We start from the raw sequence: 13,642 nt of genomic DNA, 5'->3' as shown, positions 1-13,642 counted from the left end.
GCGGAGAACATGCATACGAAAAGCAGCCCGCGCACCCGTCAATCGTTCACGCGCCACACCTATCCGGAGACATCATGGAAAGCGCCAAACCCGTAGCCCCCCAAAGATGGTGGTATCTGATGCCCATCATCTTCATCACCTATAGCCTCGCCTATCTCGATCGCGCGAATTATGGTTTCGCTGCGGCCGCCGGGATCGATAAGGATCTCGGCATCACGCATGGCATGTCGTCGCTGATCGGCTCGCTGTTTTTCCTCGGCTACTGTCTGTTCCAGGTGCCGGGCGCGATCTACGCGCAGCGCAACAGCGTGAAGAAACTGATCTTCATCAGCCTGATCCTGTGGGGCCTGTGCGCCGCGGCGACCGGGATGGTCAGCAACATTCCGATGCTGATGGTCCTGCGCTTCGTTCTCGGCGTGGTCGAAGCAGCCGTCATGCCGTCGATGCTGATGTACATCAGCCGCTGGTTCACGCGCACCGAACGCTCGCGCGCGAATACGTTCCTGATTCTCGGCAATCCGGTGACCGTGTTGTGGATGTCGGTCGTGTCGGGCTATCTGGTCCGCAGCTTCGGATGGCGCGAGATGTTCGTCATCGAAGGCTTGCCGGCGCTGGCGTGGGCAGTCGTCTGGTGGTTCACCGTCAAGGATCGTCCGGCTGATGCGCCATGGATGACGGATGCAGAAAAGGCCGAACTCGACGCACGTCTGAAAGCAGAGCAGGCGCATATCGCGCCGGTGCGCGACTACAAGGCCGCATTCCGGTCGTCGGTCGTACTGAAATGCTGTGCGATTCATGCGCTTTGGAGCATCGGCGTGTACGGCTTCATCATGTGGCTGCCGTCGATACTCAAGGGCGCGTCGAAAATCGACATCGTATCCGTGGGCTGGCTCGCCGCCGTTCCATATTTCGCCGCGATCATCCTGATGCTGCTCGCATCATGGCTGTCGGACAAGACGCGCAACCGCAAGCTGTTCGTCTGGCCGCTGTTGCTGATCGGCACGATTGCGCTCGTGGCGTCGTTCCTGGTCGGCGGATCTCACTTCTGGATCTCGTTCACGCTGCTCGTGATTGCCGGTGCGACGATGTATGCGCCGTACGGGCCGTTCTTCGCGCTCGTACCGGAACTCATTCCGAGCAACGTACTGGGTGGTGCGATCGGCATCATCAATTCGAGCGGTGCATTGGGCGCGTTCCTCGGATCGTGGGTCGTCGGCTACCTGAACGGTGCGACCGGCAGTCCGTCGGCTTCGTACATCTTCATGGCGGTTGCGCTGCTGCTGTCGGTGATCCTGATGATTACCGTTCCGGCCCGTTCCGGGCAGCGTTCGGCCGAGGAACCGGCGGTCTCGCTGCGCCGCACGTGAAGTGCCGCATCGCCCAATTCATTGACTCGCTATTGGTAGACAAGAAATGACCACTCCGATTACTGACGTCAAGGTCATTCTGACCGCGCCGGAAGGTATCAACCTGATCGTCGTCAAGATTGAAACCAGCCAGCCGGGCTTGTATGGCCTTGGATGCGCGACATTTGCGTATCGGCACGTCGCCGTCAAATGCGTCATCGAGGAGTATCTGCGGCCGCTGCTGATCGGCCGCGACGCGGAGGCCATCGAGGAAATCTGGCAATTGATGCACCAGAATGCGTACTGGCGTAACGGCCCGATCGAGAACAATGCGATTTCGGGCGTCGACATGGCGCTGTGGGACCTCAAGGGCAAGATGGCGAACATGCCGCTCTATCAGCTTTTCGGGGGGAAATGCCGTGAAGGCGTGCCGGTTTATCGGCATGCGGACGGACGCGACCTCGGAGAGCTGTGCGAGAACATTCAGAAGTATCGCGAGCAGGGCATCACGCACATCCGCTGCCAGAGCGGCGGCTATGGCGGCGGCGGATACGGCAGGGCGCCGGCGAGCGCGCCGCACGGTGCGGCCGACGGCGTCTATCTGGACAGCAAGCAATACATGCGCGAGACGCTGAAGCTGTTCGACGGCATCCGCAGCAAGGTCGGCTTCGATGTCGAGCTGTGCCACGATGTTCACGAACGCTTGAAGCCGGTTGAGGCCATTCGTTTCGCTCGAGAACTCGAGCCATTCGACCTGTTTTTTCTCGAGGACGCGATCGCGCTGGAAGAGGGCGAGTGGATTCGCCAGCTGCGGGAGAAGACATCAACGCCGCTTGCGCAAGGCGAGCTCTTCAACAATCCCTATGAATGGCGCTTCCTGATTACCGAGCGGTTGATCGACTTCATCCGGGTTCATCTGAGTCAGATCGGCGGCATTACCGCTGGCCGCAAGCTGCAGATATTTGCCGAGCAGTTCGGCGTGCGAACGGCGTGGCACGGCCCGGGCGACATGTCGCCGCTCGGGCATGCGGCGAACATTCATATCGATCTCGCGGCGCGCAATTTCGGCGTGCAGGAATGGTCCGGAACCGAGCCGCCCAATTTCGTGATTCAGGAGCTCAAGGGGCCGAGGGCGGCATTGCTCGATGTATTCCCGGGTCTTCCCGAATTCCGGAACGGATACGTGTACGCCAACGACAAACCAGGGTTGGGCGTGGATATCGATGAGGTAGAGGCAGCGAAATATCCGTGCGAAAACACGGTGGCGGTCTGGACGCAAACGCGGCTCAGGGACGGCACCTTGCAGACTCCGTAACCAGCGCGGATCGAGGGCCGGCCGGGATTTGTGAATATGCGAAGCTTCGCATATTCACGATTAGAGGCTGGTTCAAAAAAAACGGCTCAGCACACCTGAAGATATTTCAGCAGACAAGCGAGCAGCCGAGTTTCAAGCACGCTTCGTGAATGTCTATGTCTGCACGACGATCGAACCGCGTGCTTGGACGACGGAAATCGTGGCGCCAGGAGTGAGTACGTTCGACCACCCAGCGATAGGTGCCGAGTCCGCTACCGTGTTCGCTGCGACGCTTCGCGATCACGGGTTTGATGCTGCGCTCGCGCAGCGCGCGTCGGTGCAGCGTGGAATCGTAGCCGCGATCAGCGTAGACGACGCCAGGCTTCTGAAGTGGTCGACCACGCACGCCCCGAATCGGTGGAATCGCATCGACGAGCGGCAGCAGTTGGGTGACGTCGTTGGTATTCGCGCCGCTCGGAATCGCAACGATGGGAGCGCCGCTGGCGTCTACGAGGATGTGGTGCTTGGAGCCCGGGCGCGCGATCCGTGGGGTTCGGGCCAGTTTTTCGCCCGCCCCGGCGGCCCGTACCGACGAGGAGTCGATCGCGGCATATGAGAGGTCGAGTAGGCCAGCCGTGCGCAACTTGACTTGTCGAGCAGTAACTCGTGCAGTTGCTCCCGCACGCTGGCCTTCTGCCAGTCGTCCAATCGTCACCAGCAAGTTGGGCCCGGGCCGAAACCCAGCCGGGTCGGCAACCCTATTTAGTTGGTACGTCCCGGAAGAGTTGCCAAACTTTTCTAACAAGACGAGAAGTCCGCTCGCGTCTGGTTACCATGGACAGCGGCCACGTCGGCATCGTTGCGTCGCAAATACTGGCGAACCGCACGCCAGTGAAGTGAAGCCGTTTTGTCGAAGCGGGCAGAATCGTCGCGCCGAGTTTCGCCGAGACGAGCGACAACATGGTTAAAGCGCGGTTGGCTTCAGCAACGATTCTGGCTTCGAGTCCCGCCGCTGCAAATACACCCAGTATCTGGGCGTGAAGTACGGGCCCCTGCTCTGCGGGGAAGAGAATCAGTCCCTGATCGGCAATTTCCGCTAACGAGGTATCGCCGATCGTGCCGTCGTCGAACAGAACGGCCAAGCTGATCTCGGCCGGGAAATCGTGAACTACTATAGGGCTCTCGGTAATGAATGGAGGATGGGCGAATCCGATGTCAATCGCCCCGTCCGCCAAGGCCTTGAGCTGATCATTGGTCGAGAGTTCCTTCAGGTCCGGCTGGATCGCCGGATATTGCGCTTTCAAGGCTAGCAATCGCTGCGGTAAATGCTGATAGAGAGCGGCCGAATCGAAGCCGATCCGGATTACCCCTGCCTCTCCGAGCGATGCCGATCTTGCAAAGGCGGCCGCACGTTCTGCGTGATGAACAGACGCTTGAGCTTCTTCAAGAAAAGCCATACCGGCCGCAGTCAGGCTCAAACGCCGATGAGCACGGATGAATAGTGGAACGCCGACGTCCTTTTCAAGGCGTGCGATTGACTGGCTGAGCGGTGGTTGAGCCATCCCGAGGCGCTGGGCGGCACGCCCCATGTGTAACTCTGCCGCAACAGCAAGAAAGTGGCGTAGATGGCGAAGCTCCATATCGCCACGATATCAAAAAACATCACCGACAGCATGGATGCATTATTAATCCAATCGGACAATGGTGACAATTTCTGCTACCTGGAACTGTCCATGCGCCCTGCTCGAATTGTCCTCGCTGCGCTGTTCAGCCTGTCTGCCCTGTCGGCACGACAGACGTGTGCCGAGATCATTCGTCGAGACTATATGGTCCCGGACGAAGACGGTCTGCAAATTTTCGTGCGGGAAATTCGTGACACCCAGGCCTGTTCTGATCGCGGCCCGATGCTCTTGGTCAACGGTGGACGGCCCGGCGTGCTAGCAAGTTGGGACGTTAATGCACCCGGCACGTCGACGGCGGAGGAACTCGCAAAAGCGGGACATCACGTGTATCTGATGGATGTGCGAGGGTTCGGGAGATCCAGTTTTCCTACCGAAATGAAAGGTGGGCAGTTCGCAACCCCGCCCGCTGTTCGATCCAACGAAGCGGTGCGCGACATTGCCGCCGTAGTAGAGGATATTAAACGCCGAAATCCAGGCGAAACGCGCCTGGCGGCCATGGGTTGGGCGACTGGCTCTCAATGGCTTGGACATTACGCATCGCTTTACCCCGGAAAGATCACTTACTTGGTTTATTACAACGGGGCATATGGTGGTCCGTCCGGAGGATGGCGCCTGCAGGCGGAATTTGGCGATCCACGGCATCCAGCAGAACTGGATCGCAAGCGATTCGGTGCTTACCAGTTGTCGACGGCCGATGCGCTCGTCGGCCACTGGCGCGATGAAGGTATCAATCCGGCTTTTCTCTCGCGCTATGTTGATCTAGCCATGGAAGGGGATCGAACCGCGGATACACGTACGCCCCCGAGCTTTCGGCATCCCACCGGACCATTTGCCGACACATTATTGTTGGTTAACGGTCGACAGATTTTTGATGCTTCATTTATCCGCTCTCATGTCTTGATCTTGAGATCGGGTAACGATTTTTGGTCGCGTCCCGTCGATGCTCACACACTTCTTGCTGATCTAACGAACGCGGCGTCAGCGCAATTTGTTGAACTCGCGGGCGCTTCCCACTATGCCAATCTTCAACCAGGACCGGATCGAGAGAAATTTCTACAGGCCATACTTGCCTTTACGGCTCCTTTGGAAAAGAAGCATCGGGATCTGCCTTACGAATGTTCTCCATGAAGTGACTTCGTGCGTGTTTTGTGGGGGGAGGCTTCCGACCTGTCGTCCGCCAGTCCGGCGCCATGCCTGTCAAGCAGCGACCACGAAACAGGCCCGCGATACGCGGGCCTCGTACAATCAGCAATTGCCTTTCTTCGCCTGTCCGGGCGGGCAGAAGCCGTTCCCCGGCCCGCCCTGCGGTGCGACGACGACCGGTGGCCCCGGAACGTATGCAACGCACCCGCCGAGTGCGCCGACCACGCTCGCCGCGGCGAGCAATGCGATAACCCCTTTCTTCACTTCGTTCTCCCGATATTGAGGAAAGGGCCGTGCGGCCCTTTCGTTGATGTTGCCGATGCGTCAGAAACTGAAATTGACGTTCGACTGGCTGGTCGTGGCGTTGACGTTCGTCGATTGCGTCGCGCCCGACGCTGCGTCCGCTTCGATCGTGTATTGTGCCGCGGCGGCCGGCGATGCGGCGAGCGCGACCGGCAGCGAACCCGAGTACGTACCGACGATCGGTGCGGCCGTGGGCAGGTTGAGCGCATACGCACCCGTGTCCAGGTTCGCGCCGATCGACGCGATCTCGTACGCGTTGGCTTCGACGCTCTGCAGTGCCCGCACGAACGCATCGGCGCTTGCCGTCACCGTGCCGCTGACCGTGCTCATCGTCGATGCCGGCAGCATGATCGGGGCGTTCGACGCCGACACCGCCGTGGTGGTGTTCACGACGACCGGAACCGAGCGCACGATGCCCGACGCGAAGTTGTTCTGCACGATCACGACGTCGTAGTTGCCTTGTGTCGAACTCTGGATCAGCGGTGACAGCACGAACTTGCCCGAGCTGTCGGCAACCGTGCCGCGGATCACCTTGCCGCCTTGTTCCGCATACACGGTCGCGCCTGCTTCGGTCGATGCGACAAAGCCGGAGATCGCGCCGCTCACGACGGTCGGAATCGCGGTGACGACCGGCTTCAGCGCATAGGTCCCGTTGCCGCGCTGGACGATCGACTTGCACGCGTTGAAGTCGAGCACGAGATCGACGAGCGTGTTCGGTTGAACCGTGAAAGGCTGGATGATCTTGTAACCGCTTTGCGTCGCGCTCGGCGTCGCGAGCGCCTGTTCCGCGCCGCCGGTCGGGACGACCGAGTTCGCGAGGGTGTTGCCCTGGTTCGGCGCGAGAACGAGGCGGACCTGCTGATACTGGCCGGCCGGCAGCGCGGTCTGGCCGATATCGGCGAGCACGCCGTTGGTCAGCGACAGCAGGTCGATTTTTTGCGGTGTCGCCAGCGTGATCGTCGACCAGCCGGCGTCGTTGTCGGACGCATTCGCATTCGCATTGACGCGAACCTGCGAGACGGTCACGAAGACGTGATCGAAGCCGCATGAAGGCGCGTCGGTCATCGCGACATGCAGCGTGCCGCTTTGCACGCCGCCGCCGCCGTCACCGCCGCCGCAACCTGCGAATGCGAACGGCACCACGGCCGCACATAGTGCGGCCCTCCAGAACGTGTTGTTCATTGTTTTGTCCCCCCCGACGTGATTGTCGGTGCAATGAAGCGTAGCTTCGCGGCGCGTCCGGAATATGGACAGCTTTGAAACGAAGCGTAAATTCCGCGTCGAAGCGTAAGGAATGACGCTTCTCGGTGGGTATTCGCGACGCAATGGCCGGTAATGCGGCTCGCGGCGACTGAATATCCGGATCGATCGGATAGCAAATGAATCGCCGGGACACGGCGCGTTCGCGATCGGCGAAAACTTGATCGGTGAAAGCACTGAATCCGCCCCGATTGTTTCCCCGCTATAGTCGAAGCACGAACGGTGGGCGCGGCACCAAGCGCCGCCACCGTTCAGGTAATGACTGTAGACGGGTGCTGTATGAAAAACACAATCGAAAAGACCACCGGACCGGTGTGGGGTGTGGCGGCAGGTGTGCTTCTGACTGCCGCGGGACTGAGTCTCGGCATCTTCCCGAAATCGCTGAACAGCGCGGGAACGGCAAACGACTTCCTGGCATCCGGCGTCGCGATGCTGGGTATCTTCCTCGTCGTCTATTCCATGCACGAACTACGGCGAAAGCGCCTGCACTGAGCGTCGGCATCGCGTCGCCATCCGCGCAAGACGCTCCACGCCGCCCGCCGGCTCAGGAATGCGCCCGCCCGTCGGCGGAGCCGGAATCGACCAGCAGATCGTCGACGATGATTTCGCCGGCCGCCCGGCCCGCGCGCAACGCGTTGCGGGTGTCGTCGAACAGGCGGCCGCCGTCGTCGCCAAGCCGGACCGGCGCCAGCAGGCGCGGCGCGATGCCGGCCGCGCGCACCTGCACGATCGCGACAAACCCGAACCTCGGCGGGGCGGGCGGCGCGTGGCCGCGCGGTTCGTCGAGCCGGAATTCGCAGCGGACATCGATGGTGTATCCGCGGTAGGTGTACGCACTGTTCATCTGCAGCTCGCTCGGAAGGGAACGCGACGACGGACCGTGGGCGCATCATATCGGCTCGTGCGAGCCGTTGGGGGTGGGGTGTCTACCTACTTGGGGATTTCGTGCTCGTAGACGAGCTCGACGATGCGTTTCGTCGGGATGCTCGCGCGCAGTTCGCCGACGTTGTCGATGCGAAACCACTTGCACTTCTCGATCTCGTTGCTCGCTTGCGGCGTCTGGTCCGGGCCGACTTCGGCGAAGAACACGTGATGCACCTTCGCGAGCCCGGTGAAGTGCATCGAATAGACGAGGTGCTGGCCGGTGATGCCGGTCTCTTCCTGCAGTTCCCGATGCGCGGCCTCGAGCGGCGTTTCGCCGCGCTTGATCGTGCCGCCGGGCAGCGCCCAGCGCGACGATGCGCGTGCAACGAGCAGGACCTGCTGTTCGCGGTAGCAGACGATGGTCGCGCGTTCCTTGACGGGGGCCGCGCTGACTTCCGGCGTATTCGTGGAGACGGGGGCTTGGGGCATGACCCGATTCTAGCGAGAGTCGGGCGCCCGGCCAAGTCGGATTCGTCGAGCGCGACGCGGCCCGTCGGTCGGGCCGCATCGTCATGGAGTCCGTAGCGTTACTTCTGTTCCGGCAAGAACCAGTTCATCACGAGCGCGCAGATGCCGCCCGTCGCGACGCCCGATTCGAGCACGTTCTTCAGGGCATGCGGCAGGCTGTTCAGAATGTCCGGCACTTGCGACACGCCGAGGCCGAGCGCGAGCGACACCGCGATGATCAGCAGTGCGCGGCGATCGAGCTGGATGCCGGACAGGATGTTGATGCCCGATGCGGCCACCGCGCCGAACATCACCATCGCCGCACCGCCGAGCACGGGCTCGGGCACGGCCTGCAGCGCGCCCGCGACGACCGGGAACAGGCCGAGCACCACGAGCATGCCCGCGATCCAGATGCCGACGTAGCGGCTCGCGACACCCGTGATCTGGATCACGCCGTTGTTCTGCGCGAACACGGAGCTCGGGAACGTGTTGAACACGCCGGCCAGCAGCGAGTTCGCGCCGTTCACGAGCACGCCGCCCTTGATCCGCCGCATCCACACCGGCCCCTCGACCGGCTCCTTCGAGATCTTGCTGGTGGCGGTGACGTCGCCGATCGCTTCGAGCGACGTGACGAGATAGATGATCAGCATCGGCACGAACAGCGACCACGAGAAGCCGATACCGAAGTGCAGCGGCGTCGGCACCTGGAACAGTGCGGCCTGGTGCACGCCGGTGAAGTCGAGGCGGCCGAGCATCGCGGCCGCGGCATAGCCGATCACCAGCGCGATCACGAGCGCGGTGCTGCGCACCCACACGATCGGCACGCGGTTCAGCAGGATGATCGTGCCGAGCACGAGGCACGACAGCGTCAGGTTCTGGGCGCTCGCGAACGTGCCGTTGGCCATCGCGCCGTAGCCGCCGCCCATGCTGATGAGGCCGACCTTGATCAGGGTGAGGCCGATCAGCAGCACGACGATGCCGGTGACGAGCGGCGTGATCAGGCGCTTCACGAACGGCAGGATGCGCGACACGCCCATCTCGACGAACGAGCCGGCGATCACGACGCCGAAGATCGCGGCCATCACGGTCTCGACCGGCGTGCCTTGCTTGACCATCAGGCTGCCGCCGGCGATCAGCGGGCCGACGAAGTTGAAACTGGTGCCCTGCACGATCAGGAGGCCGGCGCCGAGCGGGCCGAAGCGCTTGCACTGCACGAAGGTCGCAATGCCGGAAATCACCAGCGACATCGACACGATAAGGGTCGTATCCCGACTCGATACGCCGAGCGCCTGGCAGATCAGCAGGCCGGGCGTGACGATCGGCACGATGATCGCCAGCAGGTGCTGCAGCGCGGCGACGAAGGCGACCATCGGCGCGGGCCGGTCATTGGGGCCGTAGACGAGGTCGTGCGACGCATCTGCGGCGTCGGCGCCGTGGGAGGCGGATCGGGCGGGGGAGGCGGGTTGCATGGCGAGCGGGCCGGACAGGATGGAAAGTGCGGCATTTTAGCCGAAGGGCCCGCCGGCGCCGCCCGGGCGCGATGCAATGGACGGGATCGGGAAAGCGGTGCCGGATCCGTGTCGTCGTGCGTGGCGCCGCACCGGTTCGTCAGCGCGTGCGGCGCGGCGCGGGCTCCGTTGCGCGGAACCCGGTCAGCGCGGGAATCCGCTCGGTCATGAACTGCAGGAACGCGCGGGTCCTGAGCGGCAGATGCCGGCGTGACGCGTAGACGAGATGCAGCGCGTGCGGCACGGTCATTTCCCACTTCGGCAGCAGCCGGACGAGCTGTCCGCCGTCGATCAGGTCCTGAACGAGCCACGCGGGCGCGCTGCCCACCGCGTGGCCCGCGAGGAAGCATTCGCGCAATGCCAGCGAACTGTTGACGCGATAGCGGCTGCGCACGGGCACGCTGACGGTCGCCGTGCCTTTTTCGAACGCCAGCTCGGTGCCGACGCCGGCGCGCGCGTAGCCGACGTAGTCGTGTCGCGCGAGGTCTTCCGGGTGGCGAATCCTGGGCGCTTGGGCAACGTAGTGCGGCGCGGCCACGAGCAGACGCGGCGACGACGCGATGCAGCGCGCGACGGCGTCGGGCGGCAGCGCGTGGCCGAGGCGGATCGCGACATCGACGCCTTCCTCGACCAGGTCGATCACGCGATCGGTCAGATGCAGCTCGATGTCGATCTCCGGATAGGCCGCGAGGAATTCGAGCACGAGCGCGTTCAGCCGCAGCTCGCCGAGCCCCATCGGCGCATTGACGACCAGTTTGCCGACCGGCCGCAGCGTCTGTCCGCGCACGTCGGCAACCGCGCTCGCGTATTCGTCGATCACGCGCTTGCAACGCTCGTAGAACCGCCGGCCTTCGTCGGTCGGTGCGACGCTCGTCGTCGATCGTTCGAAGAGGCGCACGCCGAGCGTCTGCTCGAACGCGGCGATGGCCTTGCTGATCGTCGGCTGGCCGGTGCCTTCCTCGCGGGCGACCGCCGAGAAATTGCCCAGTTCGACGGCGCGCACGAAGAGGTGCATGGAACGCAGCGAGTCCACCTTATTCCTCCCGGGCATGAGCCCTATTCAAAATCGTCGTATTCCGTCTCGTCGAAGCATGACCTAACGTGCGTGAACCTTCAATCCCCGACGAGGAGTCGACATGAACGAGGCAATGCAGGTGCCGGCGCTGGACGGCGCGCACGTGGTGGTATTCGGTGCGAGTTCCGGAATCGGCCTCGCGGCCGCCGCGGCCGTGAAAGCGCGCGGGGCCACCGTCACGCTGGTCGGCCGGACCGGCGCGACGCTGGCGGCCGCCGCGCGGGCGCTCGGCGGCGCGCGCACCGCGATCGCGGACATCGCGGACCGGGCTGCCGTGCAGCGCGTCTTCGAACCGATGACGCGCGTCGATCACCTGGTCGTCACGGCCGGACGATTCATCGCCGGCACGCTGGCCGACACCGATCCGGATCACCTGCTCGCCGCGCTGCAGGAGCGTATCGCCGGGCCGGTGTACGCGATCCGCGCCGCGTTGCCGCTGATGCCCGCGAGCGGCTCGATCGTGCTCACCGGCGGGCAACTGGCGGACCGTCCGTCCGGGCAAGGCACGTCGGTCATCGCGGCCGCCGTGCGTGGCGTCGAGGCACTGGCTCAGTCGCTTGCGCTGGAGCTCAAGCCGATTCGCGTGAACGTCGTCGCGCCCGGCTTCGTCGATACGCCGCTGTACGACGCATTCGGCCCGGAAGCGCGCGACGCGATCCTCGGTGGCGCCGCGTCGGCGTTGCCGGGCGGACGCGTCGGTCGCGCGGACGAAGTCGGGGAAGCGATCGCGTTCCTGCTGGGCAACAGCTTCATGAATGCCGAGATCCTGCACATCGACGGGGGCGGCCGGCTGGTGTGAGGCGCGGGCGTTTCCCGCGGGTCGCGGTCTTCAGCCGGCGGCGCGCGGTTTCGTGCGGCGCGCGAGGCCGGCACGCCGCGCGCGATGGTGCCGACGGTGCCGGGCCAGGTCCGCACGGAACTCGGCCTGCCTGCCGCGAACCGCGCGCGGGAAGCACTGCCGTCGCGCGCATGACGATGCGCTGCGCACGCTGCGCCGATTCAATACAATGCGACGTCGGGGCGTCGGTCCCGTGTCGGGCCGACGACCGCCCCCTCGACGAGCGGGACCGACGAGCGACCGCGCATGGTTGAATGACGGCCCGTCATGACGGGCCGCTGGCGAATACGGAGCGCAGCATGAACGAACCTTACCTGCAGGTCATCGCGCATTTCTTCGCGAAACCCGGCAACGGCGACCGCGTGATCGAATGGCTCGCGGAACTCGCGCCGGCCACGCGTGCCGAGCCGAACAACCTCGACTACGCGTATTTCCGGTCGCCGGTCGACCCCGACCACATAGTGATCCTCGAGCGTTACCGCGATGCCGACGGCCTCGACAGGCATCGGGAAACGCCGCATTTCCAGCGGATCGGTGTCGGCGCTATCTTTCCGTTGCTCGATCGCCGCGACGTGACGCGCTACATGGTGCAGCCGGACACAGGCACGGCGACGCCGCCGGGAGGCACCCGATGAATCCGTTTCAATTCCGCACTGTTCCGACACAGATCGTCGAATTCGGCGCCGCGCGCCGGCTCGGCGCGCTGTTGCGCGAACGCTTTCCGGCGCTCGCGCGGCTGTGCGTCGTCACCGACGCGTTCCTGCATCGCAGCGGCGTGCTTGCCCCCGCCCTGGAGAGCCTCGCCGCGCATGGCTGGCAGGTGACCGTGATCGACGACGTGATCGCCGATCCGCCCGAGCACGTCGTGCTCGAGGCGACCGCGCGGGCGGTGGCGGCCGATGCCGAGATCGTGCTCGGCCTCGGCGGCGGTTCGTCGATGGACGTCGCGAAGCTGATCGCGGTGCTCGCGCCGGGGCGGCAGGCGCTGGCCGACATGTACGGCGTCGACAAGGTCGCGACGTCGCGGCTGCCGCTCGTGCAGATGCCGACCACGGCCGGCACCGGCTCCGAAGTGACGGCCGTATCGATCGTCACGGTCGGCGAGGCGCGCAAGATGGGCGTCGTGTCGCCGTACCTGTTCGCGGACGTCGCGATCCTCGACGCCGAGCTGACGCTCGGGCTGCCGCGCGCGGCAACGGCCGCGACGGGCATCGACGCGATGGTGCATGCGATCGAGGCCTATACGTCGTCGCGGCTGAAGAATCCTGTGTCCGACATGCTGGCCGTGCAGGCGTTGACGCTGCTGTCGCGCAACCTGCTGACGGCCTGCGACGACGGCAACGATCGCCACGCACGCGAAGCGATGCTGGTCGGTGCGATGTTCGCCGGCCAGGCGTTCGCGAACGCGCCGGTCGCGGCCGTGCATGCGCTGGCCTATCCGGTCGGCGGCATTTTTCACGTGCCGCACGGGCTGTCGAACGCGCTCGTGCTGCCGCATGTGCTGCGCTTCAACGCACCGGCTGCCGCGCCGCTGTATGCGGAACTCGCGGCGATCGTCGCGCCGTCGGCGACGGGCAGCGACGAAGCGAGGACGCAGGCGCTGATCGACGAGATCGATCGCCTGATCGTTGCGACGGGCATTCCGCGCACGCTGCGCGAGGTCGGCATCGGCGAGGGCGACCTGCCGAGGATGGCATCGGATGCGATGCTGCAGACGCGCCTGCTCGTGAACAATCCGCGCGAGGTGACGGAAGCCGACGCGCTGGCGATCTATCGGCAGGCGTGGTGATGCGGCGCGCGTGACCGCGCGGCGGTCGACGGC

The 13,642-nt window shown here is 64.2% G+C and carries 13 protein-coding genes and 1 pseudogene; 7 read left to right on the top strand and 7 right to left on the bottom strand.

Translation table 11 applies throughout. From position 1 onward, the window contains the following. Positions 1-74 precede the first annotated feature (74 nt). Complete coding sequence (locus tag U5771_RS22050) at positions 75-1,367, top strand: MFS transporter (RefSeq protein WP_322025956.1); 1,293 nt, start codon at positions 75-77, stop codon at positions 1,365-1,367. A gap of 46 nt (positions 1,368-1,413) precedes the next feature. After that, entirely contained in the window at positions 1,414-2,661 is a 1,248-nt protein-coding gene (locus U5771_RS22045; protein WP_322025946.1) for an enolase C-terminal domain-like protein, read from the top strand. A 106-nt stretch (positions 2,662-2,767) separates the two neighbouring features. Here U5771_RS22045 and U5771_RS22040 read toward each other — a convergent pair. Together U5771_RS22040 and U5771_RS22035 are read right to left on the bottom strand one after the other, a co-directional pair. Next, a pseudogene (locus U5771_RS22040) lies at positions 2,768-3,396 on the bottom strand (IS5 family transposase); the annotation flags it as partial. A 2-nt stretch (positions 3,397-3,398) separates the two neighbouring features. Continuing rightward, a complete protein-coding gene (locus U5771_RS22035) occupies positions 3,399-4,280 on the bottom strand; it encodes a LysR family transcriptional regulator (protein ID WP_322025945.1) in 882 nt (293 codons plus the stop codon). Between U5771_RS22035 and U5771_RS22030 the strand changes: the two genes are divergently transcribed. Next, entirely contained in the window at positions 4,266-5,450 is a 1,185-nt protein-coding gene (locus tag U5771_RS22030) for an alpha/beta fold hydrolase (RefSeq protein ID WP_322025944.1), read from the top strand. The genes U5771_RS22035 and U5771_RS22030 overlap by 15 nt on opposite strands. 339 nt (positions 5,451-5,789) lie before the next feature. Here the strand turns inward: U5771_RS22030 and U5771_RS22025 are convergent, their stop codons facing one another. After that, entirely contained in the window at positions 5,790-6,950 is a 1,161-nt protein-coding gene (locus U5771_RS22025) for a DUF4382 domain-containing protein (protein ID WP_322025943.1), read from the bottom strand. Between the two features lie 357 nt (positions 6,951-7,307). Here U5771_RS22025 and U5771_RS22020 point away from each other — a divergent pair, with 357 nt between their 5' ends. Continuing rightward, positions 7,308-7,520 carry a hypothetical protein gene (locus U5771_RS22020; RefSeq protein WP_322025942.1) on the top strand — a complete coding sequence of 71 codons (213 nt, stop codon included), beginning with the start codon at positions 7,308-7,310 and terminating at the stop codon, positions 7,518-7,520. Between the two features lie 52 nt (positions 7,521-7,572). Here U5771_RS22020 and U5771_RS22015 read toward each other — a convergent pair whose 3' ends face one another. The 4 genes from U5771_RS22015 to U5771_RS22000 all read right to left on the bottom strand — a co-directional run bounded on the left by U5771_RS22015 (position 7,573) and on the right by U5771_RS22000 (position 10,940). Then, the gene (locus U5771_RS22015; RefSeq protein WP_322025941.1) at positions 7,573-7,872 is read right to left on the bottom strand and encodes a hydrogenase maturation factor; all 300 of its coding nucleotides are present in this window, start codon (positions 7,870-7,872) and stop codon (positions 7,573-7,575) included. Between the two features lie 86 nt (positions 7,873-7,958). Beyond that, positions 7,959-8,381: an NUDIX hydrolase gene (locus U5771_RS22010; RefSeq protein ID WP_322025940.1), complete on the bottom strand. Its 423-nt coding sequence runs from the start codon at positions 8,379-8,381 to the stop codon at positions 7,959-7,961. Between the two features lie 98 nt (positions 8,382-8,479). After that, entirely contained in the window at positions 8,480-9,868 is a 1,389-nt protein-coding gene (locus U5771_RS22005) for a uracil-xanthine permease family protein (protein WP_322025939.1), read from the bottom strand. Positions 9,869-10,007: 139 nt separating this feature from the next. After that, complete coding sequence (locus U5771_RS22000; protein WP_322025938.1) at positions 10,008-10,940, bottom strand: LysR family transcriptional regulator; 933 nt, start codon at positions 10,938-10,940, stop codon at positions 10,008-10,010. Between the two features lie 103 nt (positions 10,941-11,043). On the opposite strand from U5771_RS22000, the gene U5771_RS21995 reads away from it, so the two are divergent. From U5771_RS21995 to U5771_RS21985, 3 genes are all read left to right on the top strand, one after another. After that, positions 11,044-11,781, top strand: coding sequence for an SDR family oxidoreductase (locus tag U5771_RS21995; protein WP_322025937.1), 738 nt, complete (start codon positions 11,044-11,046; stop codon positions 11,779-11,781). Positions 11,782-12,119: 338 nt separating this feature from the next. Further along, positions 12,120-12,455, top strand: coding sequence for a putative quinol monooxygenase (locus tag U5771_RS21990; RefSeq protein ID WP_322025936.1), 336 nt, complete (start codon positions 12,120-12,122; stop codon positions 12,453-12,455). Next, positions 12,452-13,609: an iron-containing alcohol dehydrogenase gene (locus tag U5771_RS21985; protein ID WP_322025935.1), complete on the top strand. Its 1,158-nt coding sequence runs from the start codon at positions 12,452-12,454 to the stop codon at positions 13,607-13,609. The genes U5771_RS21990 and U5771_RS21985 overlap by 4 nt, the downstream gene beginning before the upstream one ends. Positions 13,610-13,642: the final 33 nt, after the last annotated feature.

Origin of the sequence: Burkholderia sp. BCC1977, assembly GCF_905339595.1 — a bacterium.
Lineage (GTDB): Bacteria > Pseudomonadota > Gammaproteobacteria > Burkholderiales > Burkholderiaceae > Burkholderia.
This window is presented reverse-complemented; position numbering and strand designations above follow the sequence as displayed.